We start from the raw sequence: 26,747 nt of genomic DNA on the forward strand, positions 1-26,747 counted from the left end.
ATAGTTTATTCAACTGCTTTTTCGGCTTTTGTTTTACGTTGTACCTGTATGGGATACCACACAAAATACCACATAATAAAAATAAATGAGGCGGCCAGGATCAATATACTCACCCAACGGGGCATGGAATAGTAAGACCACCGGGTCACAAAACCTTCCAGAAAGGCCGCTACCAGCAATATAGGCACCAGCGCGATCATTAACTTTAGCCCGTCTTTCACCCCCTGCATCAGGGAGTGTATCCTTTTATGGGAACCAGGAAATAAAATGCTATTACCTACTATTAAACCGGCTGCGCCCGACAAAATAATGGCAGAGATCTCCAATGTACCATGGATCCAGATCACCAGCACGGAAGACCAGCCCAGGTGCTTTGCAAAAAAATAATACTGAAAAGAACCTACCATTACGCCATTGGTGAACAATTCATATACACTGCCCAACCCAAGAAATAAACCCCAAACAAAAACCTGGAATGAGATATAGATATTATTCAGGGCAATGTAGGCGAACATATTGAGGGCGTTCGTATGCCGGTACACGCCAAAAGGGTCGCCTTTGGAAATATTATCTTCAGTCATTTCAACATAACTGTCGCCCAGCACTCCTCTTACAAACGATTCGTCATGGGCTGCTGAAAAAGCCGCCATGACCGCAAAACCAACAAAGATGAGAAAGGCATAGAGTATTTCACGATGGTGTTTGCGCACCGTGAGCGGCAGCTCTGTTTTAAAAAAACGGCCAATGCGGGAAGTCTCTTCCCGTTTATTCCGGTAAATGCTAAGATAGATCCGCGAGGCCAGATCGTTCAAATACTGAGTAACCTTGCTATGTGGGTAAAACGTTTTGGAGTACCCAAGGTCATTCACCAGTTCGGTGAACTGTTGCGCCATTTCATCAGGATCGGTGGTTTCTTCATATTGATACTTCCGCCACTTATCGATATTTTTCTTTATAAATAGTCCTTCTCTCACTCAGACGTATTTTTATTGTTTCAAATCTACCTATTCAGGCCCAAATTAAATGGCACAAGTAAATATAATAGTAAAATTTTGAACGTTATAACGTTGGAAAACAGATAATTCTTGTTATGGTTGAAAGAATTATACAACATAATTCATTATTATCAAACATTATAAGTCTGTAACCGTGTCACGGTTTGCTTTGGAATTCCCCCTGTAACCTGTACCTTGTAACCTGGAACATATTTTAATATGCTATTAGTAAAATTAGATACTGGCTTTAATATTGAAGTAGAGTTTGCGCTCAGTCCTTTTCACCGGCGCTTTTTTGCCTGGCTTATCGATGCTACCATCCAGGGCACTTACCTGTATATGGGCGGTAAGATCCTGTCTGGCCTGATCGGTGAGAACTGGAACGATGAAACCTACCGCGTGGTGTTATATGTACTCCCGTTTATTTTCTATCACCTGATCTCCGAGATCCTGATGAACGGACAAAGCGTTGGAAAAATGGCCATGCAAATAAAAGTAATGACCATTCAGGGTGGTGAACCCTCTATAAGCCAATACCTCATTCGCTGGTTGTTTCGCATTATTGATTTTCCCATATTATTGTTCCTCGGAAGTTTTTCGGGGTATTCAACCTGGTGGGTGGTGCTGTTCCTGTTTGCCGGTCTAATTTGCGTAATTGCCACGCCCAAATCGCAACGTGTAGGCGACCTGGTGGCCGGTACCATTTTAATTGACCTTAAGAAACGTACTTCCTGGCAGGACACCGTGTTTACCGAGGTAGAGTCAACCTATCAACCCCGTTATCCGCAGGTGATGCAGTTGACTGACCGTGACATCAATACCCTGAAGAATATTATTGAAACAGTAAAAAGACGGAATGATTACGACCTCTCCCTCAAGATCGCCTATCGCATTCAATCAAAACTTAAAATGACAAGCGATCAGGATTCTCTTGAATTCTTACAAACTTTACTGAAGGATTACAACTATTATTCTACTAACTAAATAACTAACAAACTTTATAACTTGCTTTTACCTCATCATAGAAGCAACTGATACAACAACTACAGTTCCCAACAGGTAAAACGACAAAACAACGATCGTAAGGATCCCCACAAACTTGAAGCAGGATTTAAGATTCCCAAAAGCTGCATTCAGGGTTGATTGATCGTTATTACGCAATGCCGTTTGCATTTTAGAAGAAAAATTAAACAGGTATAAACAGGGAAAGAAGTATAATAACGCTATTACAACATACACCAGGGAAAAGGCAGAGCTGCCAGCCAGCATGGTGCTGCTGAATGCCTCATTACCACTGTTGCTGCCGATCTTGCTGAAGGTGGCCATAATACTCCCAAAGAAAAGGGCAAAAATGATCATGATGCCGCACAACACAAACCCCACGATCGATAAGAACTTCGCCCAGCGGGCTGTTTCACCCAGGTAATTGATGCTTTGCTGATCAACCTGCAGCTCAAACAGGTTTTGACCGGGTTGTGAAGCTGCCTGATTGTATTGCTCCATTTTTTGTGTTTTTTGGTGAACGAATTTCTTCAGGATGGTAAAACAAGGTATGAAAATGCGGTGGAACTAAGGCATGTTCGCCAGGAACTTAAGATGGTTATCTGATTACCCATGCCCAAAATAAAAAAGGATTTTGAGAATAATCTCAAAATCCTTGTATCTCTTTATATTATGAATTCAATTAATAAGCCTGTGCAAACAATACACGCTGATTGGAAGGCTTGCCTGAGAAAACACAAACACCTTCTTCTTGTGGGGTATCGAGCGGAATACAGCGGATGGTTGCTTTTGTTTTTTCCTTGATGGCCTCTTCCGTTTCAGAAGTACCATCCCAGAAAGCTGAAATAAAACCACCTTTTTCATTCAGGGTGCTTACAAATTCATCCCAGGTATTTACTTTGGTGATATGCGTATCACGGTAAGCCAGGGCTTTGTTGAAAATAGCCTGTTGAATTTCAGTCAGTAAAGCCACTATGCGTTCTGGCAATCCGTCCAGAGATACGCTTTGTTTTTCCTTGGTATCCCTACGGGCCAGTTCTACGGTATTGTTCTCCAGATCGCGTAAACCCAGGGCCACGCGGACCGGAACACCTTTCATTTCGTATTCAGCAAACTTCCAACCGGGGCGGGTATTGTCGTTGTCGTCGTATTTTACCCGTACACCCAGGGCTTTCAGTTGTTTTACCAGTTCCAGTACTTTTTCATCGATCCTGGCCTTTTGTTCTTCCCCTTTGTAGATGGGAACGATCACTACCTGCAAGGGAGCGATCCTTGGAGGCAGAATTAAACCATCATCATCGCTGTGTGCCATTACGAGGGCACCGATCAAACGGGTGCTCACGCCCCAGCTGGTGGCCCATACGTAATCGAGTTTGTTGTCTTTATCTGAGAACTTAACATCAAAGGCTTTGGCAAAATTCTGACCCAGGAAGTGCGAGGTACCGGCCTGTAAAGCCTTACCATCCTGCATCAGGGCCTCGATACAATACGTATCTACGGCACCGGCAAAGCGTTCATTCTCGGTCTTTACCCCTTTTATCACCGGTAACGCCATCCAGTTCTCCACGAAATCGGCATACACATTCAGCATTTGCACGGTTTCTTCTACGGCCTCCTTGGCAGTAGCATGGGCGGTATGCCCTTCCTGCCACAAAAATTCGGCAGTACGCAAAAACAAACGGGTGCGCATTTCCCAGCGGACCACGTTGGCCCATTGGTTTATGAGCAAAGGCAGATCGCGATATGATTGGATCCAGTTTTTGTACGTGTTCCAGATAATGGCCTCACTGGTTGGGCGAACCACCAGCTCTTCCTCCAGTTTGGCATCGGGATCAACCATCAGGCCGCCCTTTTTGGAAGGATCGGTCTTTAAACGGTAATGCGTTACCACTGCACACTCTTTGGCAAATCCTTCGGCGTTCTTTTCCTCGGCTTCAAACAGGCTTTTGGGAACGAACAGCGGGAAATAGGCATTAACGTGGCCGGTGTCCTTGAACATTTTATCAAGGGCATCGCGCATATTCTCCCACAGGGAAAACCCATAAGGTTTTATTACCATACAGCCTCTTACAGCCGAATAATCGGCCAGGCTGCCTTTAATAACCAGGTCGTTGTACCATTGCGAATAGTCTGTGCTTCGGCTGGTGATCTCTTTGCTCATGTTTTATTTGTTTGTATAGATCGGGTTTCTGCGTTTTTTAATTACAATTTAAGAACCCCTAACGGCCCCTTCCGTCCTCATTATCAGGTATTTTATCGATAAACTTTAACATTCGGCCACTAATAATTTACTGGCTTTTTATTGTACCTTTAATTAGGAAAAATGCAAAAGTAGCATTTTACCCATGTAAAACGCATAAAACCATTACTATGAGGCTCCGAAATATACTCCCCGTAATGCTGGCGATAGCTACATTGTCCAGCTGTTCGGTATACCGTTCTGGACAAACACCCGATGATGTGTATTATTCACCTGGCAGAACCGTGGATGATTCCTACCTGACTGTGGACAATCCCAGAAAGGGCCGCAGCTATGACCGGTACGATAACTCCAACCCCGAGGACAATTACCTGCGGATGCGCCAGTACGGAAGCCGCTGGAACACGTTCGATTCCTATAACGACTGGCAATACAACGGCGGTTATTACGGAGGCTACAGCCCATACACCCCCTATTCTTCATTTTATGGTCCTTCCATGTATAGCGGATATGGTGGCTTCTACGGCGGTTATGGCATAGGAATGCCTTATGCGTATGGCTATTACAATCCCTGGGCAATGACTGCCTTTAACCCATACTTTAGCAGTTTTTATTACTGGAACAGTTATTACAATCCTTATTGTGGTGGCATGATCGTAAGCGCCAAATCGAACCCCGTGGCCTATCAGTCTGTTCGTAATTTCAACCTGAGCAGTTACACCAACAACAATTACAACAACCGCAACGTAAATAGCAACAGACCCATTTACAATTCCGCCAACGGCCGGTATAATACAAGCAACAGCAATAACAATGGCAATTCGGGCGGATTGCACAGAAGCCTTTCAAATGACAGCTATTACTCACCATCACAACGTTCTTCCAGCAGCCCATCTTACACCCCTTCAACACCCGTAAGGTCTTACTCACCTTCATATGGCGGTGGTTCTTCTGGTGGCAGCAGCGGTGGTGGCGGTGGAACGGGTAGCGGCGGTGCAAGACCAAGCCGTGGCCATTAAGAAAGACAGAAGGCAAACGGCAGAAGGCAGAAAAACCCCTTCGGTTGCCCTCACCCTGATTACAATGAAATTTTAAAACAGCACTCTTTAAAATCAATATAATTGGCAATTACTGTAGTGTAATCTTCTTACTACAGATAAAATTGCTTTTTCCAATTGTAAACGTGAAAACAGGTAGTTGAGAGAGTCATGTTTTTGCAGTCTGCCATCTGCCGTTTCCACTTTCTCATACAACGAACGCAACATGAAGTACACCCTTTCGATAGCAATACTTACTTTAATTGGCACACAGGCATTTTCCCAGGTACCCGAAGACGTAATAAGATTGAACTGGAACCCCGTTTCAGGTACAGCCCGTAGCCAGGCCATTGGTGGCGCTATAGGGTCGCTGGGGGGTGAAATAACCAACAACTTTGTAAACCCCGCCGGATTGGGGTTTTATAAGCTAAGTGAAATTGTACTCACGCCGGGCTTTACCTTGGGCCATACGGAGAGCAACTATCGCGGCTCAGATGCCCGCAGCAATAATATAAACAGGTTTAATGTAAGCACTACCGGTTTTGTCTCTGCCAACAGCGATCCCGGTATGAATTGGGTTAGCAAGGCCTTTAGTATTGCCATAAACCGAAGCGCCAATTTTAATAATACCATTTACTATAAAGGAAATAATGATCACAGTTCTTATTCAGAACAGTTTGCCGAAGAGTTTTCCCGGTCGGGCGTTCCCTTCAGTGATGTGCGCTACAGCCCCTATCTTTCCCTGGGAACAAAAGAAGCCATTTACACCTACCTCATAGATACCGCAACCACCCAAAATGGGTTAGAAGTGGTTGGACGGCCTGAATACCTCAATTCCGTTAATCAGCAAAACCAGATCGATACCAAGGGTGGCATTATCGAGATCGCCATCAGCTATGCCGCTAACCTGCGCGACAAATTCTATATTGGCGGTAGCATTGGCATCCCCATCCTTAGCTACGAACGTACATCCACCTTTCTTGAATCGGACCCTAACAAGGACGTAACCAATAATTTTGGCTACTCGCGGTTCGAAGAAAAATCCTCCATAAACGGCGTAGGCTTTAATGCCAAGTTCGGCGTTATTTTTAAACCCGAACAACAAACACGCATTGGGATCTCCTTTAATACGCCCACTGTATACGGGTTGAAGGAAAGATATACCGCCAAAATGGTTACCGATCTAGAAAATCTGTTCGCGCCCAACTATCCGGGCGTCGACAGCATTGATCAAAGTTATTATGGCCAGGACCCGGAATATAAATACGACATGTCTTCCCCCTGGAAGTTCCTGCTTAGCGGCTCGCATGTATTTAATGCAGTGGAAGACGTAACCCAGCAAAGAGGCTTTATTTCAGCTGATATAGAGTATGTGACCTATGGTTCTTCGAAATTCAGCCCTGCCGATCAGGGTGATGACCAATCTTATTATGATGACGTGAACAAGGTGGTAAAGGGCATGTATAAAGGCGCCTTTAACTTTCGCGTGGGTGGTGAAATGAAGTTCAACACATTTATGACCCGGTTGGGATTTGCACATTATGGCAATCCGTATGAAAATTCACCTGTTAGTTCCGGCAAAACATTGCTCAGCGGTGGCGTGGGTTATCGCAATAGTGGGATCTTTCTTGACCTTACCTATGTGTATACCCTTACACACGATGCTCATTTCCCATACCTGTTACCTGCACCCAAATCAAACGTATACGCTGATTACAAAAGCAAGATCGGACAAATACTGGTTACGATAGGTTTTAAATTATAGACAAAAGACCTGTAAGGTCCGCCATAGGGTCATGCGCAATTAGGCGGTTTAAGCGGTCCTGACAGGTCTTATCCGTTTTTTAAACCAGACCTGTCAGAGCTTGTCCCGCTTTGCGGGATGCAATTCAACCCACTACTATGGCAAGCCCAAATGATACACCTTACAGGTCTTCCACTTTTTAACCTATTCCCCTAATCAACTTGTCAACATATCACCTTTCTTCCTCCCATATCAACCCTATCAATTCCGTCACCCTCATCAATTTGACTTCCTGGTCACCTGGTCAACTCTATTAACCATCTCACCTATCGCCTCCGGAGATAACCACTCCATCTCCCCATCCTTCTTAAACCAGGTCATCTGGCGTTTGGCGTAGTGGCGGGTGTTTGTTTTTATTTGATCGATGGCTTGTTGCTGCGATATTTTTCCTTCCAGATATTCATACAATTCACTGTACCCAACTGTCTGCAACGCATTCAACTCTTTATAAGGCAACAGCGTTTCCACTTCTTCCAGCAATCCCTGTTTCATCATTATATCAACCCGGGTATTAATGCGCGCATGTAATTCTGGTTTTGGCAATTCAAGTCCGAGTTTGATGATATTAAAAGGACGGGTAACTTTTTTCTGTTGTTGAAAGGTGCGTATGCTCTGGCCCGTTGCCTGTATAACCTCCAGTGCGCGCATCAGTCGCTGTGGGTTTTGTATTTCGCCCGTAGTATAATACAAAGGGTCCTGCTCTTTTACCTGTTGTTGCAACCAGGCAAGCCCGTGTTGCTGGTATTGGTCCTGAATGACAGTGCGTATCTCGGGCGATAAAGGCGGCATATCATCGAGCCCCGCACAAAATGCTTTTATATACAAACCGGTACCACCGGTAACAACAGCTATATCCTGTTGCTGAAAAATTTTATCAATTGCGTGTAACGCATATTGCTCAAACACTGCAGCATTTACAGTATCATGAATGGAATGGGTGCTGATAAAATAGTGATGGACCTGTTTCAGTTCCTCAGGGGAAGGTTTGGCAACCCCAATGTTCATTTCTTTAAAACATTGCCGGGAATCGGCAGAAATGATCTCAGTATTAAAATGGCGGGCTATTTCAATAGCGGCAGCCGTTTTGCCCACAGCGGTGGGCCCGGCTAAAATAACGCAAGTTTTTTTATTCATGTTATTTGTCTGAGCTTGTAGAGAACCCACAACAAATTTTGAGATTTCCTGATTATGGGATTTGGAGATTTAGCGCATTTGAATTTTCTTATTACTCTCGAAAATAATGAAATCACAAAATCGCTAAATCCAGAAATCAGCAATTGCATTTATGCTTCATCATCCTGGCCTTCTTCGGCTTCTTCACTCTCACCAAGGTCTTCTTCGTCGTCGCTGTCGCCTTCAGTGCCAAAACCTTCGGTACCGGCTTTCAGATCGTATTTTTCTTCCATTTCAGTAAGCTTGTCACCGGCAATGCCTTTGGTGCCATACTGAGAAGGAGCGATCCCTTCGGATTTTACCATAGCAGGATAATCGATCTTGCTGCTTTCTTCTTTGGAAACACTGATCAATTCTACCAAAAAGCCCCAGTTCTTAACAAAATCGTAAACGTAAATAAATTTCTGGTTGGGATCTTTGATCTCCGTACCAATGGCCGTATTCTCCATTAGCAAGGGGGCCACTTTATAAGCCTTGTCGTAAACGGCCAAAGAGATCTCGCGTCCGCGTTGCCAGTTATCATTACTACGGTAAAAAGTAGCCTGATGTTTGTTATCAAACTCGTACGCTTTCAGTATTACCTGATGCAACTGCAAAAAAGTTTGCGTGTGTTTAATGGCAACATCGCGGTAGATACTGTCATCTTCTTCAAAATATATTCTGAATTTTAAAACAGCCATACTTAAAATTTCAGGTTACGTGTTTCTGATTTTATTATACTTATTGCTGAATACTGAGCTTATTCGAAATATAATTCTCTATAATCGTGCCAGCCGGCACACCTTTCCTGTTAATACACTGCGTCCTTGCCTCGGGTCAAAAATAAGACAATTCCCCAACTCTCAAACTATGCAATTTAAGTATTTACATAGCAACAAAATACCCGAACATACACAGTGATATTGACTTATGCAAATAAAACTATAGTTAAGAGGGAAAAAATACTACCTGGAAGGCAGCACCGGTCAGTTACCGGCTGCATTTTTGTTAACAATCTGCAACCCCATTTCTGTTGCTTTTTTCATCATAAAATCGTATGCGGCGTCATACGTGTTATCAATTTCACCATCCAGAATGGCTTCCCGGATGCAGTTTTTCAGGTCACCCACTATTTTACAGGGTGACAGCCCAAAGATATCCATTATTATTTCACCGGTGATGGGTGGTTGCCAGTTACGAATGCGGTCTTTTTCCTCCACCTCCTTCAATCGCTGACGAACCAGTTCAAAGTTCTCAAGAAAGCGGATCACCTTTTGTTTGTTCTTCGAGGTAATGTCGGCCTCACACAACATCATCAACCCATCTATATCATCACCAGCATCGAACAACAATCTGCGTATGGCAGAATCAGTGATATTCTCTTTTGTAAGGCTTATAGGCCGTAAATGCAGTTCAACCAGTTTGCGCACATAACGCATCTTTTCATTTTGTGGCAATTTTAATTTGGTGAACAAACGGGGTACCATCCTGCCCCCTACAACCTCGTGTCCATGGAACGTCCACCCATGGCCTTTTTCAAACTTCTTGGTGGCCGGTTTGGCAATGTCGTGCAGCAAAGCTGCCCAACGCAACCACAGGTCATTGGTATGTCTGGAAATATTATCTACTACCTGTAAGGTATGATAAAAATTATCTTTATGCCCTAAACCATCTATATATTCAGCACCCGCAAGGTCAACCAGCTGAGGAAAGATGATATGCAATAACCCGCTTTGGTACAACAGATCGAGCCCAACAGATGGTTTGGCGCTTAACAGGATCTTATTCAGTTCTTCAGTAATGCGTTCCTGCGAAATAATTCTAATGCGGTCTGCATGGTCCTTGATGCTTTGAAAGGTAGCCGGAGCAATGGTAAAATTCAGTTGCGAGGCAAACCGAACGGCCCGCATCATACGCAAAGGGTCATCACTGAATGTTTGGTCCGGATCGAGCGGGGTCTGTAAGATCTTCCGCTCAAGATCAAGCACCCCATTGAATGGGTCTATGAGCTTACCATAATCTTCGGCATTCAGGGAAATGGCCATGGCATTGATGGTAAAATCCCTTCTATCCTGGTCGTCTTTTAATGTTCCCGGCACCACTTCCGGGTTCCGGCTATGGTACCGGTAACTTTCTTTTCGCGCCCCTACAAATTCTATTTCAAGAGCCGACTTTTCTTGTACCGGCTCCGCCTCTGTGTCAAAAACCTTTCCCTCCTGGCCATTATCCTCGGCAACAATATGTTTGTGATCAACAGCACCGGGCTCCTCTTCATAAAAATGTTTCAGCTTTATCTGGGCTGTACCAAAATTCTTGAAGAAAGAAACGGATGGTTTGGGCTGGAACCGTTCTGCAACCTTATGTGCCAGCTGAATGCCATCGCCCACACAAACAATATCAGCATCCTTGGTGGCGCGACCCAATAATTTGTCGCGTACAAAACCACCAATTACATAGGTGGGCACCTTCAGCTCTTCAGCAGCATGTGCGATCTTTTTAAAAACAAACAGTTCCTTATCGTTGCATTTTATATCCATCAAACAACAAATGTAATTAATGTTTCGGGGTATAAACTATAAACTATTCAATAGTTGGGCATTGGTTATCTCATAAGCACATTTGAAATGTCCCAGCGGACACGCAGGCCGGCCATGCAACCCGCATGGGCGGCAGCTTAATGGCTCCTGTACTTCTACAATGAACCGCTTGTCAGACAAAGGCCCAAACCCGAATGAAGGCAGTGTTGAGCAATATACCGCCGTAACCGGTGCATTAACCGATGAAGCAAAATGCATGGGCGCCGAATCATTTACATAATTCATAACGGCCTCCTTCATGAGGGCCGCAGATTGTAAAAAACTAAGCTTGCCACACAGGTTCACAACAGTAGCACGGGCACCCACTGTACGGATCTCTTCCGCCAACGCTACATCACCCGGCGCACCGAGTAAATAAATGGTATAGTTCGCCGGGATCTCCTTGGCAAAGCTGATCCACTTATCTTTCGGAAATTGTTTGGTGAACCATACCGATGCTGGTGAAATGGTGATATAAGGAGGCTTTTTATAAGGCTGCACCATAGCTATATCCTGTTCAGAAGGATACAGGTGCGGGTTTATCACTTCCTCATTGGTAAACTCCCTGATCAATTCATTATTTCGGTCAACTTCATGAATGGGATGGTTCACGTCGCTGATAACATGTACTATTTTTTTATCGAACAGCCAGCTTAACGGATTTTTATTGAACCCGATCGTTTGTTTGGCGCCCGAAAAAGCCGTGAGTATACCGGTGGCGGCAAAACGCTGCACATTTATCACTTTATCATACCGGCGTTTACGAATGAGGCGTAACAGCTTCCACAGGTTTTTCAGCTTGCCGTTCTTTTTATCCCAGATCAATACTTCGTGCAGGTATGGGTGGTTTTGTAGCAGGCCTTCATTGCCTTTTCTTACCAGAAAATCAATTTGCGCCTCAGGAAAATGCCGATGCAGTTTTTCCACGATGCCCGTTGCCAGTACCACGTCACCTATAAAGGCTGTTTGTATTACGAGAAATTTCATTAGTTTGTTTGTTGTTACGCTCTGATCACCGTGACACTTCCATCCTTATTCCATTTTATAATGGATGAAGCCGCATGTTGAGTAGTTTCTTTTTGGCGGTGTTGTACTATATAATCAACGCCCTGCCAGATCGCCGGCGAAATATCGTGAAATATGGCCGGCGAGGGATCGCCCGAGATATTGGCGGAAGTAGATACTATGGGTTTGCGCAACCGCTTGATCAGGTGTTTGCAAAAAGCATCCTTTACAATACGAATAGCTACCGTTCCATCGGCATTGATCACATTATCGGCCAAACCGATGGCCCCCTCATAAATGACCGTGGTAGGCTTTTTTGTCTTGGCCAGGTAATCGAACACCTGCAGGTCAATATGCGCCACATACTGCATCAGCTCTTTTTCATCGGCCAGCAGAATGATCATACTTTTTGCCTCGGGGCGCTGTTTCAGATTAAAGATCCGGTTAACCGCCGTCGCATTGGTAGCGTCGCAGCCAAGGCCCCAGATGGTATCCGTAGGGTAAAGGATCAGCCCCCCACCCTGCAACACTTTTAAACAGTGATCAACGTCGTGTGAAAAATCCATGCTGCAAATGTAATGTCAAAATGCCAATAGCCCATACCAGGGGGAAAACCTGGCAATGCAGTTCGGGGAAAATACCAGTTACAGTTTTAAAATCACCACTTTACGGCCTTTTTTATCGTAATAGGCATAATAATATCCGCCATTGATCATAAAAAGGGTTTCTCCTAAGGGAGGCCTCTTCAGGTCCTTTGAAAATTGTTCAATTTCTTTACTCAGGATCGTTGGCGGCGCTCCCTTTACATGTTCTCCCGAACCTGCATCAATCAGCATTGTGAAATAATTAGTTTCCGGAACAACTTTTTTTGGACCTGCTGCTACTGGCAGCATCAGTAAATGTAGCGGAAACATTCCGGGTATTAAAAGAGGTACAGGAATAAAGTTATGCCCTCTTGCCACTGTATTTGTAATGGAACTTGATCCTATTGTTATGGCCAACTGATTGTTATTCGTTGGCATTGCCATGATCAGGGGATAATTACGCAAAATTTTCCGGTACAACTGGTCAGTTTCAGGTAACCGGTCGCCTTCAATGAAAGGTTCACTAAAAATAAGTGAATTTTTGAACCCGAGCACCTCTTTTGCCGAAGCCTTGAATGTAGTAAGCGTTGCCCCCGTATAAAAATTCAGGATCTGAATGCCCATGCTGTCTTTTGAAACCCTTACATACAATAATTTATCCTGTACCAGAAAAGAGTTGTCTACCGCATCATCAGATGATTTATACGGGAAGCCAGCAAAATGGGAAACCCCTCTTGTGGTTACCTGTTTATTTTTCAGATCGAAACAGTACACGCTGGTTTCCTTTAATTCATTATTCATTAACAACAGCAAGGTATCATTCCTGGAATATATTTTATTTGCACAGGCCGATAAAGGCAAATTGCCTTCGCCCTCCACTTCAATGTTTCCTACCTGCAGGCCCTTTTTTATATTGGCGGTCTTAATCAGTTTTCGCCAGAGTTCCGGATCGAAATGATATCGTAACGTAGCATACTCATGCTCATTGGCAAAGTCATGCACTAACAACTCAGCGTTTTTGGGGTTAATGTTTACATACACAAAATGATCACCACAGTTTACGGCACTTACAAGGTTTTCATCTTTAAAATCTAAAGGAATACCGGATTCGGTTACATCCCCTGTTGCACTATCCAGCTTCCAGGCACGCACAACCGGGGCTTCAGGATTTTGATTGTAGAGATACATTTTTCCTTCTTTTATAAACCCGCCCAATAACGGCTCCTCTAATCCGCGTGCCATAGCGAATTGTTTCACCACCTGCTTGTTACTGTTTATCCAGCTAACCCTGATACTATCCTCGTTCGCCACCAGCAATCCGCATTGTTGCTTCGCGTTATCTGAAACAGTATGTATCTCAATTGCATTGCCTTTCCAGCCAATGGCTTGTTCCAATTGTTTTTCCTGACTGAATAATTGGGAGGTAATTAAACAAAGAATGATTAATAATAGGGTGCGCATGTTCTGGTTAGTGTAAAAGCCCCAAAATATAAAAACCATTGCAATGCGCCAACTCCCTTAAAATTATCAGCTTGTTATCCTTAACTGATTTTTAAACCTTATGTCTTGTGCCTTGTTTGACTTATGTTTGCAAAAATTTAAAGAAATGCAAGACCTGATACTCGAAGCCTGGAGCAACCGCGAGTTATTAAAAGAAAAAAAATATACCGACGCGGTAAAAGCTGTTATTGAAGAAGTTGATAAAGGCCGTTTGCGCGTGGCAAGCCCCACCGATGGCAAATGGGCAGTGAACGAATGGGTAAAACAGGCTATCCTGATGTATTTCGGCATCCAGCCAATGCAAACCTGGACTATGGAGCCTTTTGAGTTCTATGACAAAATGCTGCTGAAGAAAAATTATAAAGAACTGGGCGTACGTGCTGTACCCCACGCTGTAGCGCGTTATGGTGCTTATGTGGCCAAAAACGTGGTACTGATGCCTTCTTACGTAAATATCGGTGCTTATGTCGACGAAGGCACCATGGTGGATACCTGGGCTACTGTAGGCAGTTGCGCCCAGATCGGAAAAGGTGTGCACCTGAGCGGTGGTGTAGGTATTGGCGGTGTACTGGAACCTTTACAGGCTACGCCTGTTATTGTGGAAGATGGTTGTTTTATCGGCAGCCGTTGTATTGTGGTGGAAGGCGTTGTGGTTGAAAAAGAAGCAGTATTGGGCGCCAACGTAGTATTAACACAAAGTACCAAGATCATCGATGTAAGCGGTGATACACCGGTTGAATACAAAGGCCGGGTACCAGCACGCAGTGTGGTGATCCCCGGTACCTATGCTAAAAAATTCCCTGCGGGCGAATACCATGTTAGTTGCGCACTCATCATTGGTCAGCGTAAACCCAGCACTGACCTGAAAACAAGTTTGAATGATGCGCTGAGAGATTTTAATGTATCCGTTTAAGATTTAATATTTGGAAGGGAAAAAACATACTGTTGCGCTAGCGGGTTTCCTCATTACCATAACAGGCTCCATTTTGTTTTCAACAAAAGCCATTATCGTAAAAGTGGCTTTTGCACACACGCATATGGACGCCCTTACCCTGCTGATGTTACGCATGACTTTTTCCCTTCCCTTCTATTTGGCCGCAGTCTGGCTCACCCGCCAAAAGGGACTCACCCCGCTTACTACCCGGCAATGGCTGGGTGTTATCGGTCTTGGCCTGTTTGGTTATTACCTCAGCAGCCTTTTTGATTTTGTTGGGCTGCAATATGTTACAGCAGGCCTTGAACGGCTGATCCTTTTTTTGTACCCCACCTTCGCCGTGCTGATCAACACCTTTATTTTTAAACAACCGGTTGTTCGCACGCAAAAAATAGCCCTGCTGCTTACCTACACGGGCATTGGCATCGCTTATTTAGGCGAATTGAACATTGACACGTCAAACCCTAACTTTTTCTGGGGCAGCTTTCTTATCTTTTTATGCTCTATCACCTATAGCGTTTATATTGTCGGCAGCGGCCGTATGATCCCCACTGTGGGTGTTACCCGCTTTACCGCGTATGCCATGCTGGCCTCCACCGCCGGCGTTTTTACCCATTTTGCCTTGCAAGGCCGCGGTTTGCACGACCTGCAACAAGGCGGCACGCCCATTATCTGGTATGGCATTTTACTCGCTACAATCGCCACTGTTTTGCCTACTTTTATGATGTCGACCGGCATGAAACACATCGGCTCCAACAATGTGGCCATTATATCAGCTGTTGGCCCCGTTTCAACCATCATTCAGGCACATTTCATCCTCGGCGAAAAGATCTTCACCGCACAAATTATTGGTACCGTGTTGGTTGTAATTGGTGTTATCCTTATTGGCTGGAAACGCAAATAGTTTACCATGCACAGTTTATAGTACGCAGTTCCTGGTTCAGCACGCAGGATTCCCATTTCATATATACAGATTATTCAGGGTATATTCGAATTTTACTTATAAGTATCTAAGCTATAAGCCGTACATAAGCCGTACCTATATAGGAACGTGATATGTACGGCTTATATACGGGATATATACGGGATATGTACGGGATATCTATCACAATGCAATGAATCAGAGATAGTTCTAACCTCTGTTAAAAGCGGTGTTTTCTGGCAAAATTGGGCAATCCACACATTGGGAGACCGCAGCGTGCAGTACATAAACACTGATGGTAGGGGTATTGATTTGATTAACCTGGAATTGAAACACAAGGATAGTAACATTATAAACCCACCCCAACCTCTCCCAGGATTCCCAGGAAGTAATTTCTTAAAACAAACATTAACTAAACGACATTAAATCGGCAATGGGTTTCCGAAATTCGGGAACCGTCTCTGCTTTTTGCTCTCTGCCTTTTGCACTTTCATCAATCCCAGTGCGAGCACCTGCTCCGGTAATAACTGCACGACTTTTTAGCCGGTGCTGTTGCGGCAGGTTTGGCAGTCCCTACTGTTGCTGGCGTTTCCCGTTTTACCGGCGCTACCGCTTTTGCCGGCGCCGCCTGTTGTTTGTTCTTGCTAAAGGAAAGCGGAATGCCGATATTAATATTCCAGGCAGATGAAGATGAAGATAAAGTAGTTGTAGTTAATTTATTCTCGATAGTAGTATTTAATGTTTCTGTGTTCATATTGCCAATGCCTTTGAGGTATTGTATACCTATCACATACTTGCTCACACTGCCTTTGGCAAATGCCAGGTTAACTCCGGTGATAAAAGCAGACGTATAGTTACCGGCATGGTACTGGTAAACAGTTTCGCTTCCCTGAACAGCCGTGGTAATACCCGGTTCAGGATTGGGCACAAACGCCATTCCCGCATAGGGCTGGACCCGCAGGCTCATCACTGGTTTTTGCGGCACAGCAGCCTGAGCCCTCATTACCCGCGCCGCCGCACACGGACTTAAATTAGCGGTAGATACAGCCGGCTCAGTTGTTTGTTTGGCCGCCTTACCCAAAGCAATGGCTTTACTGCTTACCTGATAACCAGCTTCCAACCGAAGCTTCCAGTCGCCCTGAGCGGAAGTAAATTCCTTGTCGCCAGTTTCCGGATTGGCAAACTCATAGGTGACAAGGGAACGGTTACTTGCAATACCTACAAACGGGCCATGAACATTGTTGAAGAGATAATCGGCCCTCACACTTACTTGTGGAGAGATGTTAGGTGAAATTGGATTAATACAGGACGAGTTGTTGTACTTCACACAGTTAAAAGCCTGTTCAATACCCACTCTGGGTGAAACAGAGAACTGGGCATTCGTTGCAAACCCACACGCAACGAACACCAGGCTGGTCAACGCTGCTTTTCTCATAGCTTAGTAATTTTATTGTCTTATAAGTTACACCATCTCCCGCAATTGAAAAATTAGAATCCATGAATGGCATTATCTAGAAAATATTTCTATCCACCTGTCCAATTGTAACAACCTCGATTGTAATAAGGGCATAATAATTATATTCAATAACTTAAAACTAAAAAACATGAATGAGTACATGTTGATCTTAAGGCATCAGGATGGCAAAAAAATTGCTTCGCCAGAACAGATGCAGATCTGGATGAAACAGACCATGGATTGGATTGGAAGTATTGCTGCCCAGGGAAAATTTGTTGAAGGCAACGGGTTGCTGTTTGATGACAGTAAAGTAGTGTGGCACCAGGGCGTTGTTACCGATGGTCCATTCGGTGAAATAAAAGAAACCATTGGCGGATACATGGTTGTAAAAGCCGGCTCGGTTGAAGAAGCCGCTGAATTTGCCAAGGGTTGCCCGGTTTTACAAGGTGAGGGCAATAGTGTGGAAGTGAGATTGATGGCCAAAAATGATGGCACCCATTAATAAAAGCAGCCAGTCAGACCAATGATCATTCAACTGATCTGACTGGCTTTTCATTATGCAACAACCCGAATTAATTCCGCATTTATTCAGAACAGAATACCGCAAGATCGTTGCGGTACTCTGTAAGCGATTCGGCTTTTATGAAATGGAAACGGCTGAAGACATTGCCAGCGACACCTTTATGCTGGCGGCTCAAACCTGGGGATTGAAAGGCATTCCGCCCAATCCTGTTGCCTGGTTATACACCGTTGCAAAGAACAAAGCCAAAAACTTCCTGCATCGCCAGGCTACTTTTAGCAGTAAGGTGGCAACAGCCTCAGCTGCTACTGAAACCCCTTCCTCCATCCCCGAATACGAGATCGACCTTTCTCCGCAAAATATAAACGACAGCCAGTTACAAATGATGTTTGCTATTTGTCACCCTACCATTGCACGGGAAGCACAAATAGGTTTATCCTTGCGCATTTTGTGCGGCTTTGGAATAGAAGAAATTGCCGATGCTTTTCTTACCAATAAAGAAACCATCAACAAACGGCTTTTCAGGGCCAAAGATAAACTTCGCTCCACAAACATTCCTATAGAATTGCCCGGCAGTTCTGAAATTGACGAGCGGCTGAATGCCGTCCTTGCTACCATTTACCTGCTGTTCAGTGAAGGGTATTATTCCATCAGCAATAACAACACCCTGCGCAAAGAGTTGTGTTTTGAAGCTATGCGTTTGTGTTATATGCTGGTGGAAAACAAACAAACCAACAAACCACCGGTGAATGCCCTGTTGTCGCTGATGTGTTTTCATGCCTCGCGTTTTGAGGCCCGCATGAACGAAAACGGCGAACTTATTTTGTACGATGAACAGGATACCAGTCTGTGGGATACCGACCTCATCAGCAAAGGCAGCTATTTTCTGAATTGTTCCGCCACCGGTAATCAACTAAGTAAATACCACATCGAAGCTGCGATTGCTTACTGGAACACGCAAAAAAACGATACCCGCGAAAAATGGGAAAGCGTTTTACAATTGTACAACCGGTTACTACAAATTGAATACTCTCCTATTGCCGCGCTCAACCGCACCTTTGCCCTGTCAAAAGCCAATGGCAAAGAGGAGGCAATCATTGAAGCAGAAAAACTCCAACTCACCAGTAATCATTTTTATTATACGCTACTGGGTGAATTGTATACCGGAATAGATAACGTTAAGGCAAGGTCGCATTTTGAACAAGCGCTTTCTTTGGCTAAAACTAATACGGATAGAGGTGTTATTCAGAGGAAAGTTAACCAGTTAACCAGTTGATCAGGGAGGAGGTTGATAGGGGTGATAGTGGTGATAAAGTTGACCCACCCCAGCCTCCCGCAAAGCAGGACAGGCTCTCCCAGGAGGGGATTAAACCAGGCCCTAACTAAACGACATTGATTGCCGTTTGCCGTCTGCCTTTAAATTAACTTATCAAGCGTTGATTTAAATTCCGCAATAGATGTTTGATCGGAAATGACCACATCAGCACCGGAAGGAATTTGATTTTCAACAGGGCCTGTTTGCATGGAGTAGATCGCGATCTTCATATGGGGGCATGCCGACTTAAGCATTTTTATGGTCTCATAACCCACTTTTTTTCTCGCATTAAACTCCAACAGGCAAACGTCAGGTACGTTTTCCTTTGTTAATCGATCAATAAGTTCCTTTCCATCATCAACCTGTAGCGTTATGGCATACTCAAAGCCGGATAAATAATTTGAGATGCACTCGCGCATTAATGGATGGCTGTCAATAAGGGCAATTTTAGTTGCACTGGTCATAGTAATAGCAAAGGTTTAAGTCTGTGGTAGCATAAAGGTAGTTCAACAACCAACTGATCACCGGTTTGGTATTACCGTTAATCATAATTTGCCCAAAATTCCTAAAACACCTCTAAGCAGAAATACGTATAACGGCCTGCTCACATTCGCATTTTCCACAATACAAGTGTAAATTTTACTTTTCTCGTAAATGGTTTTCCTGATCGCGCTCCCCACTTAATTGATCAACAGGTATTTTCGCGCCGATTAAACCAACCAAAGCCCGCGAAATGTTTATGAAAAAATCTGTCTTGCTACTACTAAGTAGTATCATTATTGTACCTGCAATGGCGCAGGACACGCTAAAAACTACCCATAAACAACTAAAGCAAGTGGTGGTAACCGGCAAAAGTGATCTGCGCGCCGCCAAAGAACAGGCCTATACCGTTTCGGCTATTGATGCCACCCGTTTGCATAATACTACCAAAGACATCAACCAGGTGCTCAACCGCTCCACAGGTGTAAAGATCCGGGAAGAAGGCGGTCTGGGTTCTAACTACTCTTTTTCTCTCAATGGTTTTACCGGTAAACAGGTGAAATTCTTTTTAGACGGGATGCCTATGGACAATTTCGGTTCCTCCCTGTCGCTGAACAATCTGCCAGTGAATATGGCCGAAAGAATTGAAATTTATAAGGGCGTGGTACCTGTTTTCCTGGGCTCCGATGCCCTGGGTGGCGCCGTGAACGTGGTCACCAACCAGAAAATAAAAGAATACCTGGATGCTTCATATAGTTTCGGCTCCTTTAATACACACCGGGCTTCGGTAAATTCCCGGTATACTACCAACAAAGGCTTTACCATTAACCTGAATGGTTTTTATAATTACAGCGATAACAATTATAAGATCGATGAACAGATACCCGACCCGCAAACCGGTATCTATGGTAACACCCTAAAAATAAAACGGTTCCACGATGCATACCGTTCTACAATGGGTCAACTGGAAGCCGGTTTTGTAAATAAGAAATTTGCCGACAAATTATTATTTGGTTTGATCCTGTCTGAAAACAAAAAAGAAGTACAAACCGGCATGAATATGGACCAGGTAACGGGTCAGGTATTCACCTCCAGCCAATCACTCATTCCTACTTTCAAGTACAAGAAAGAAAATTTCTTTTTGCCCGGTCTTACCTTAACAGCCAATGCCAATATGAGTTTTATAAAATCAGGTATTACCGATACCAGCTCACGGCTGTACGACTGGTATGGAAATTATACTGTAAAAACCTTTGGCAGCAACTCGGGTGAGATCTCTTATTACAAAACAAAATTCCATTTTAACGACCGCAATGCCCTGGCTTCCGCCAATTTGAGTTATGAGTTGAATAAACAACACAGTTTTAGTCTCAACCACAACTACACCTATTCGCGGCGTAAAGGTGATGACCCTATTGCCATTGACCCTATCCCCTTCGATATTCCTAATACACTATCCAAAAATATAACCGGACTGGCCTATAAATATTCAACCCTGAGCAACCGGTTCTCTGCCACCCTTTTTGCAAAGCAGTTCAGCATGAGCGCCCGTACGGTAGATGCTGAATGGGGCACACATGAAAGCATGAAAAGCAAACACAACAAAACAGGATATGGTGTAGCCGCTATGTATTATATTTTCCCGTTTGCACAGGTGAAAGCTTCTTATGAAAGTACCTGGCGCCTGCCCGAAGGGGAAGAAATGTTTGGGAATGGATTGCTGTTAAAAAATAATCCTTATTTAAAACCCGAACATAGCCATAACATCAACGTGGGTTTGGCACTGATGAAAACCTTCAACAAACACAAACTGGAAGGTGAGCTCAATTACCTGTATCGCAAAGCGGGTGATTTCATCAGACTGGAATCAGACGGACAGATCAGCCGTTACACCAACCTGGATAGTGTAAGGACCTCAGGTGTTGAATGGAGCGTGCGTTATACATACAACGACGCATTGACCTTTGAAGTGAACAGCACCTACCAGAACACGCTTAACATAAAAACATTCGACAAGGGCATTCCCAACTATACCTATTGGGACCGGCTGCCCAATATGCCTTATTTATTTGGCAGCTTCGATGCGGGCTATAAGATCAAAAAAGCATTTTATACGCATGACGTGCTGACGTTTAATGTAGGCGGCAATTTTGTTGAGAAATTCTACCTGTTCTGGCCAAGCCAGGGAAGTGCAGGCACCAAATTCATTATTCCCCGCCAGTTTACCCAGGATGCATCGATTACTTATTCTTTGCAAAACGGTAAATATAATATGGCTGCCGAATGTACCAACCTGGGCGATGTAAAATTGTATGACAATTTCAAACTGCAGAAACCCGGCCGGGCATTCAACATAAAACTCAGATACTTTTTTCACAACTAATTATTCATTGTAAAACACATTATCATGCGTTTTTGCAAATCAAGATATACCCAAACGTTTCTTATTTTATTGATAATATCAGTATTACTGAGTGGTTGTTATAAACCCAAGAGTCATTTTTTACAGGCCAGCGGTAATTATATCCTGGGCTTACGCACACAGGGCGCCAACGGAACCTCTGATTACCTGCTTTCGCAGGACACCATCAACAATGCTGCCAGATCTCTTTCCTCAACCGGCAATGGTATTGAACAACTTGGCTGGTGTTATTATGGTAGTACGGGTAACACGGTGTTCAGTTTTACCTATGACAACATTAAGACCGGTATTGGTTATGGGATAAATGAAGCCGGCGCTTTGTATGAAAAAGGAAGGTTTGCCTTTGAACGCCTGGACTGTTTTGGCAAAGGTGATGACAGTACCCTGGTTGCCATAGGTGCGCCCTGGGGCGGTGGCAGTTATGATTGTGAGATCCAGCTGATCGACGCCAATAACATCCGAATAAAGAAAAGAAGACTAACGCCCTTATACATGTGGAATAAATCGGACGTGCTGAACAAATGGCCTACTTCGATAGTAGTGAATGATAACAAAATGTATGTTTCGTTTTATCCGCTCGATGGCGGCACCTGGAATACAGAGTATACCGACACGGCCTATGTAACCATTTTCAGTTATCCCGGTCTGGATTCTTTAACTACCATCAAAGATCCCCGCACCGGCCCCATTGGCTTATACGGAAACCAGATAGGGATGATGAGGGCAGAGAATGGCGATATTTACACCGTTTCACCAAGCAGCCTGGCAGCCGGTTATACCCAGGTAACAAAAAAATCGGGTATCCTGCGCATCAAAAACGGACAACAGTCATTTGACCCTTCTTACTTCTTTGATGTAGAAACAGCTTCAGGCGGCGCCAAGGTGCTTACAGCAGCTTATGCAGGTGACGGTTTACTGGTAGCCAGGATGCAAATACCCGGCACCGATGATATCAATGCTGTTTGGGGCGCTTTTGATGTAACCAATCCCATTTGTAAAATGGCGATCATTGATCTGAATAATAAAACGGTTACCGATATTGCCGATATCCCTGCTCACGGTGGTCAATACGGGGCCCGATGGCTGGTAGAAGATGGAAAAGTATATGCGTCCATCACCTCTACCCCGGCAAGTGAAGCCCGTATTTATGCCATCGATCCGCTTACTGCCACCGCCACCAAGGCGGCAAAAATTGAAGGACAGGAAGTGCCGGCTATTTATAAAATAGGCAATTAGGATGGTGAGTTGTGAGTTGTGAGTTGTGAGTTGTGAGTTGTGAGTTGTGAGTTGTGAGTTGTGAGTTGTGAGTTGTGAGTTGTGAGTTGTGAGTTGTGGACTCGCGATTATTTACAACCCCGCAACTTCTCATAAAAAAAGACAACGAGAAGAAGAAATCAATTTAAGAAAAAGGCCAAAGTTGTTATAACAGCTTTGGCCTTTTGTATTTCCTACCTCCTATCTCCTATCTCTTATCTCTTATTGATCTAATTATATGCACACCACGCACTCAGGGCTGGTTAACATTTTAAACCCACCCCTACCCCTCCCGGGAGGGGATTCCTTAAAACAAGCATTTACTAAACGACATTGATTGCCTACTGCCTGATCCCAACGACGTCTGCCGAAGCCTTGGCGAAGGCAGATTGTCTACTGCCGTTGCCGCGTTGCAGTCTGCCGACTGACGTTTCACGGCCCTGAGCGTAGCGAAGGACCGAATCCCATTGCCCATTGCCTACTGCCCATTGCCTTTCCCGATTTCAACAGTATCTTGCTTCCATGTATACCCCTGATCTCCTTGTGCTGATTTTTATTGTAGTAAGTGTAGCGGCCACTATTATTTTCCGTAAACTGACCGTAGCCGGTGCGCTTACGGGTGGGTGCCTGGCGGCCCTGCTGTATACCGGCTTTGGGCTGACCGGCATTGGGTTATTAGGGACTTTTTTTGTAACAGGTACGGTGGCCACCTCGCTGGGTCGCCGTAAAAAAGAACAGTTAGCCATAGCAGAAAAAAATAAAGGGCAACGCACCGCCTCCCAGGTGCTGGCGAATGGCGGTGTGGCCGCATTAGCGGCCTTATTTACGTGGATCTATCCGGAATTCCTCCGTGCCTGGCAACTGGCAGCGGCAGCAGCCCTGGCCTCCGCAAGCGCCGATACGCTTTCTTCAGAATTGGGTAGTGTATATGGGAAGCGTTTTTATAACATCCTCACCTTTAAAAAAGATACCTGCGGTCTCGATGGAGTGATAAGTCTGGAGGGCACGTTATGGGGCATCGCCGGCAGTATCCTTATCGCGGTCATTTATTGCATTGGATATGGCTACACCGCCCTGGCCTGGTACATTGTACTGGGTGGCTTTATTGGCAATATAGCCGATTCCGTTCTTGGCGCCACCCTTGAACGGAAGGGATGGATAAAGAATGACCTGGTTAACTTTCTTAATACACTTATAGCAGCTTTGGTTAGTTTGTTAGTTATTTAGTTTGTTATTGCGTTCTTTGCCCGGAATTCATCGTTCTTGTTACACGATCATAACCGACCAGACCTGTCAGGGTCACATAAACCCACCCCAACCTCCCGCAAAGCGGGACTGGCTCTCCCAGGAGGGGATCAAGCTTTAACTAAACGACACCCCTTTCACGATTCACGTTTCACGATTCTTACAACTGACTCATGATCTTCTTCAACAACACGATCTGCCCCAGGTGATAATGATTATGCTCTACAATGCCCTGGAAGTTCCGGTAATAGCTCCCATACTTTTCATCATGAAAGATATCACCCAGCTTTTCTTCGGGGAACAGTTCAATTAACCGGGCGAATTTTTCAGCATCGGTAAAAACAGTGTTCTTTAACTGTTCCCAATCTTCGGCCGATTGGACCGGTGGCGCATCAAAAGCAAATTTATCACTGCCATCCAGTGGCTGCCCCTCCAATACTCTCGTTACCAACCGTACATAGTAATTCATGTGATAGATCAATACCGCAATGGTATTACACTTAAAGATGGAGGTAGTGGCTTGTTGCCAGGTCACCCCTTCGAGGACGTTCTTTAAATTTACATCTGTCCAGTTACCACCCGTGTAAAATGTTTTGAAGTGAGTGGCTATTTGTTTTGGCAAGTTCATGTCAGCAGGTTTAATGCCTACTAAAATAAACATTATTTACGAGCCGCCCCTGGCTCATCTGCTCAATCTGGGTGCCCCAACTCGTGACGCTGGTATTATTTTCCCTGGTTCAGGGCCAATTGATTCAGGGCGCTGAGCCAACCGGTACGCATACCCGACCAATCATCGGTAAGGGCTTCTGGTTTCAGGCCGTTCTCAAAATTCTTTAATAACCCGGCCGCATCCCCCATGGTTTTTGCCTTACTTCCCAGATCTATAAGTGATTTCCCCGTTGTGCCCGTTTTAAACATATCGGGTTTTACATAACCAATCAGTGAGGTAACTGTATTGGCCATTTCTGCAGCACTGGATATTTTTTGCGCCTGGCCTAAAAGGCCTTCTTTGGCACCGGAGAATTCGCTGGTAAATGCAGCAGGTTTAATGGCGTTTACCAACTGGGTCACTAATTGCCCTGCGTTTGCAATAGAACCTACTTTTGGCAATTGGGCCTGTAGCAACTGGCAGGAAAGGGTAAGCAGCGCCAGGCTGGCGAATAACTTTTTCATACTCGATAGTTTAGTATATATGTGTGAAGGAATAGCATGGTCTATGCACGCTACAAGAAAAGGGAAACCAATAAGAAGAAATGTATAAATGAGGGGATCAGCCCAGCATGCCTTTCAGTTTATCGAGCACGGAGCCGCCGCCTGCAAACAGGGATTTTAGGTCCTGCAGGTCAACATCGCCGTCTCTGTCGCTGTCGAGGCCGCCTTTTAGCTTATTCAGTATGCCCTGCATGTTCATCCCGGCAGTTTTACCACCGCTGAGTTGATTGAAGATCTGCTGTACGTCAAAACTATTATCATTGGGATTAGCAGTCTTTTGTGCCAGTTGGTTCATTACAGACGGGATCAGGCTTTGAGCAATACCGGATGCCTGGCTGCTGTTCAATCCGAATTTACTTTGCAGTCGTTCCATGAAATTACCGGTAGCCTGTTGTACTACGGGCGCACTGGCATTGGCCTGGCCGTTCGCAAACATGCTTAATACATCATTGATCTGTCCACCCGATAAGGCGTTTTTCAGGGAATCTATTACCGAATTACCGGCTTCCTTTACAGCTTCTTCATTGTGCTGGTTAGGAATGGCAGGATTATTAATAATAGCATCCCCGGCCTGTTGTTGTACGAGGTTGAAAAGATTTTCCAGCATATACACTTATTTTTTGGTGATAGTGCGGTGCGGGCCGGAATCGAATAGGGAGAGTTCTAAAGGGGTTGGAATAAGTATAACCGAAAATCAAATAAGCAATTCTCTAACAACGAATCATAATTGCTAACAGTGTTAGACTAAAGGTATGTTATTTATTTTATTTATAAATCAATTTCGCCATGCATTGATCTTTCTGAGCAGATTATTCTTCGTTCCACACTTCAATTTGAAGATGATACCCTACATCGAAATACCTGACAATTTTCCTTTTAAAAAGATCGAGCAGTGTATCTGCTTCCTGTGAAACCGGGCAAACTTCAAAATAATGCTCATCGGTTCTAACAACCTGGAATAAATTTCCGGTGCTTAATTCGCGGGGGGCGTTGTTGAATCTTATTCTATCGCCCTGATAAACTCGATGTGAGTTGGCAAGAGATTTCCACATGGTACTGGATTTTTATTGATTAATACGGATTTAAAAGTGACCAATTAATTATTAATACGAAATATAAAAATTAGGTAGAA

General features: G+C 44.4%; 25 protein-coding genes. 10 read left to right on the forward strand and 15 right to left on the reverse strand.

What is annotated here, in order from left to right:
- Positions 1 to 5 precede the first annotated feature (5 nt).
- Positions 6 to 974, reverse strand: coding sequence for a stage II sporulation protein M (locus J7I42_RS16240; RefSeq protein ID WP_209139889.1), 969 nt, complete (start codon positions 972 to 974; stop codon positions 6 to 8).
- A 240-nt stretch (positions 975 to 1,214) separates the two neighbouring features.
- On the opposite strand from J7I42_RS16240, the gene J7I42_RS16245 reads away from it, so the two are divergent.
- On the forward strand, positions 1,215 to 1,979 hold the full coding sequence (locus J7I42_RS16245) for an RDD family protein (protein ID WP_209139890.1): 765 nt from the start codon (positions 1,215 to 1,217) through the stop codon (positions 1,977 to 1,979).
- 27 nt (positions 1,980 to 2,006) lie between these two features.
- Here J7I42_RS16245 and J7I42_RS16250 read toward each other — a convergent pair whose 3' ends face one another.
- Both J7I42_RS16250 and proS read right to left on the reverse strand, forming a co-directional pair.
- The gene (locus J7I42_RS16250) at positions 2,007 to 2,498 is read right to left on the reverse strand and encodes a DUF5362 family protein (RefSeq protein WP_209139891.1); all 492 of its coding nucleotides are present in this window, start codon (positions 2,496 to 2,498) and stop codon (positions 2,007 to 2,009) included.
- Between the two features lie 181 nt (positions 2,499 to 2,679).
- Positions 2,680 to 4,158, reverse strand: coding sequence for a proline--tRNA ligase (proS, locus tag J7I42_RS16255; protein ID WP_209139892.1), 1,479 nt, complete (start codon positions 4,156 to 4,158; stop codon positions 2,680 to 2,682).
- A gap of 209 nt (positions 4,159 to 4,367) precedes the next feature.
- Between proS and J7I42_RS16260 the strand changes: the two genes are divergently transcribed.
- Both J7I42_RS16260 and J7I42_RS16265 read left to right on the forward strand, forming a co-directional pair.
- Positions 4,368 to 5,216 (forward strand): hypothetical protein, encoded by an 849-nt coding sequence (locus tag J7I42_RS16260; protein WP_209139893.1) that lies wholly within the window; start codon positions 4,368 to 4,370, stop codon positions 5,214 to 5,216.
- Between the two features lie 244 nt (positions 5,217 to 5,460).
- On the forward strand, positions 5,461 to 6,999 hold the full coding sequence (locus tag J7I42_RS16265; protein ID WP_209139894.1) for a hypothetical protein: 1,539 nt from the start codon (positions 5,461 to 5,463) through the stop codon (positions 6,997 to 6,999).
- 258 nt (positions 7,000 to 7,257) lie between these two features.
- Here J7I42_RS16265 and miaA read toward each other — a convergent pair whose 3' ends face one another.
- From miaA to J7I42_RS16295, 6 genes are all read right to left on the reverse strand, one after another.
- Positions 7,258 to 8,172, reverse strand: a complete 915-nt coding sequence (gene miaA, locus J7I42_RS16270) for a tRNA (adenosine(37)-N6)-dimethylallyltransferase MiaA (protein WP_209139895.1) — start codon at positions 8,170 to 8,172, stop codon at positions 7,258 to 7,260.
- Between the two features lie 149 nt (positions 8,173 to 8,321).
- Positions 8,322 to 8,891 carry an IS1096 element passenger TnpR family protein gene (locus tag J7I42_RS16275; RefSeq protein ID WP_209139896.1) on the reverse strand — a complete coding sequence of 190 codons (570 nt, stop codon included), beginning with the start codon at positions 8,889 to 8,891 and terminating at the stop codon, positions 8,322 to 8,324.
- A gap of 285 nt (positions 8,892 to 9,176) precedes the next feature.
- Entirely contained in the window at positions 9,177 to 10,727 is a 1,551-nt protein-coding gene (locus tag J7I42_RS16280; protein WP_209139897.1) for a CCA tRNA nucleotidyltransferase, read from the reverse strand.
- A 36-nt stretch (positions 10,728 to 10,763) separates the two neighbouring features.
- Positions 10,764 to 11,753 (reverse strand): glycosyltransferase family 9 protein, encoded by a 990-nt coding sequence (locus tag J7I42_RS16285; protein WP_209139898.1) that lies wholly within the window; start codon positions 11,751 to 11,753, stop codon positions 10,764 to 10,766.
- A gap of 14 nt (positions 11,754 to 11,767) precedes the next feature.
- Positions 11,768 to 12,337 carry an L-threonylcarbamoyladenylate synthase gene (locus tag J7I42_RS16290; RefSeq protein WP_209139899.1) on the reverse strand — a complete coding sequence of 190 codons (570 nt, stop codon included), beginning with the start codon at positions 12,335 to 12,337 and terminating at the stop codon, positions 11,768 to 11,770.
- Positions 12,338 to 12,415: 78 nt separating this feature from the next.
- Positions 12,416 to 13,816, reverse strand: coding sequence for a hypothetical protein (locus J7I42_RS16295; RefSeq protein ID WP_209139900.1), 1,401 nt, complete (start codon positions 13,814 to 13,816; stop codon positions 12,416 to 12,418).
- A 145-nt stretch (positions 13,817 to 13,961) separates the two neighbouring features.
- Here J7I42_RS16295 and J7I42_RS16300 point away from each other — a divergent pair, with 145 nt between their 5' ends.
- Positions 13,962 to 14,768: a 2,3,4,5-tetrahydropyridine-2,6-dicarboxylate N-succinyltransferase gene (locus J7I42_RS16300; protein ID WP_209139901.1), complete on the forward strand. Its 807-nt coding sequence runs from the start codon at positions 13,962 to 13,964 to the stop codon at positions 14,766 to 14,768.
- A gap of 10 nt (positions 14,769 to 14,778) precedes the next feature.
- On the forward strand, positions 14,779 to 15,693 hold the full coding sequence (locus tag J7I42_RS16305; RefSeq protein ID WP_209139902.1) for a DMT family transporter: 915 nt from the start codon (positions 14,779 to 14,781) through the stop codon (positions 15,691 to 15,693).
- 511 nt (positions 15,694 to 16,204) lie between these two features.
- On the opposite strand, the gene J7I42_RS16310 is transcribed toward J7I42_RS16305, so the two are convergent.
- A complete protein-coding gene (locus tag J7I42_RS16310) occupies positions 16,205 to 17,146 on the reverse strand; it encodes a hypothetical protein (protein WP_209139903.1) in 942 nt (313 codons plus the stop codon).
- 169 nt (positions 17,147 to 17,315) lie between these two features.
- Between J7I42_RS16310 and J7I42_RS16315 the strand changes: the two genes are divergently transcribed.
- Positions 17,316 to 17,669 carry a YciI family protein gene (locus tag J7I42_RS16315; RefSeq protein ID WP_209139904.1) on the forward strand — a complete coding sequence of 118 codons (354 nt, stop codon included), beginning with the start codon at positions 17,316 to 17,318 and terminating at the stop codon, positions 17,667 to 17,669.
- Positions 17,670 to 17,724: 55 nt separating this feature from the next.
- Complete coding sequence (locus tag J7I42_RS16320) at positions 17,725 to 18,963, forward strand: RNA polymerase sigma factor (RefSeq protein WP_209139905.1); 1,239 nt, start codon at positions 17,725 to 17,727, stop codon at positions 18,961 to 18,963.
- Positions 18,964 to 19,103: 140 nt separating this feature from the next.
- Here J7I42_RS16320 and J7I42_RS16325 read toward each other — a convergent pair whose 3' ends face one another.
- On the reverse strand, positions 19,104 to 19,466 hold the full coding sequence (locus tag J7I42_RS16325; RefSeq protein WP_209139906.1) for a response regulator: 363 nt from the start codon (positions 19,464 to 19,466) through the stop codon (positions 19,104 to 19,106).
- A gap of 275 nt (positions 19,467 to 19,741) precedes the next feature.
- Between J7I42_RS16325 and J7I42_RS16330 the strand changes: the two genes are divergently transcribed.
- The 3 genes from J7I42_RS16330 (at position 19,742) to J7I42_RS16340 (ending at position 24,385) form a co-directional block, all read left to right on the forward strand.
- Complete coding sequence (locus J7I42_RS16330) at positions 19,742 to 21,865, forward strand: TonB-dependent receptor plug domain-containing protein (RefSeq protein WP_209139907.1); 2,124 nt, start codon at positions 19,742 to 19,744, stop codon at positions 21,863 to 21,865.
- Positions 21,866 to 21,889: 24 nt separating this feature from the next.
- Positions 21,890 to 23,140: a DUF4374 domain-containing protein gene (locus J7I42_RS16335; protein ID WP_209139908.1), complete on the forward strand. Its 1,251-nt coding sequence runs from the start codon at positions 21,890 to 21,892 to the stop codon at positions 23,138 to 23,140.
- A gap of 540 nt (positions 23,141 to 23,680) precedes the next feature.
- Complete coding sequence (locus J7I42_RS16340; protein WP_209139909.1) at positions 23,681 to 24,385, forward strand: DUF92 domain-containing protein; 705 nt, start codon at positions 23,681 to 23,683, stop codon at positions 24,383 to 24,385.
- Positions 24,386 to 24,563: 178 nt separating this feature from the next.
- Here the strand turns inward: J7I42_RS16340 and J7I42_RS16345 are convergent, their stop codons facing one another.
- From J7I42_RS16345 to J7I42_RS16360, 4 genes are all read right to left on the reverse strand, one after another.
- Complete coding sequence (locus J7I42_RS16345; protein WP_209139910.1) at positions 24,564 to 25,031, reverse strand: DinB family protein; 468 nt, start codon at positions 25,029 to 25,031, stop codon at positions 24,564 to 24,566.
- Positions 25,032 to 25,126: 95 nt separating this feature from the next.
- Positions 25,127 to 25,576 (reverse strand): hypothetical protein, encoded by a 450-nt coding sequence (locus J7I42_RS16350; protein ID WP_209139911.1) that lies wholly within the window; start codon positions 25,574 to 25,576, stop codon positions 25,127 to 25,129.
- A gap of 97 nt (positions 25,577 to 25,673) precedes the next feature.
- Positions 25,674 to 26,222, reverse strand: coding sequence for a DUF937 domain-containing protein (locus tag J7I42_RS16355; protein WP_209139912.1), 549 nt, complete (start codon positions 26,220 to 26,222; stop codon positions 25,674 to 25,676).
- A gap of 202 nt (positions 26,223 to 26,424) precedes the next feature.
- Positions 26,425 to 26,667, reverse strand: a complete 243-nt coding sequence (locus J7I42_RS16360) for a hypothetical protein (protein ID WP_209139913.1) — start codon at positions 26,665 to 26,667, stop codon at positions 26,425 to 26,427.
- Positions 26,668 to 26,747: the final 80 nt, after the last annotated feature.

This window comes from Niastella soli (assembly GCF_017742245.1).
Taxonomy (GTDB): domain Bacteria; phylum Bacteroidota; class Bacteroidia; order Chitinophagales; family Chitinophagaceae; genus Niastella; species Niastella soli.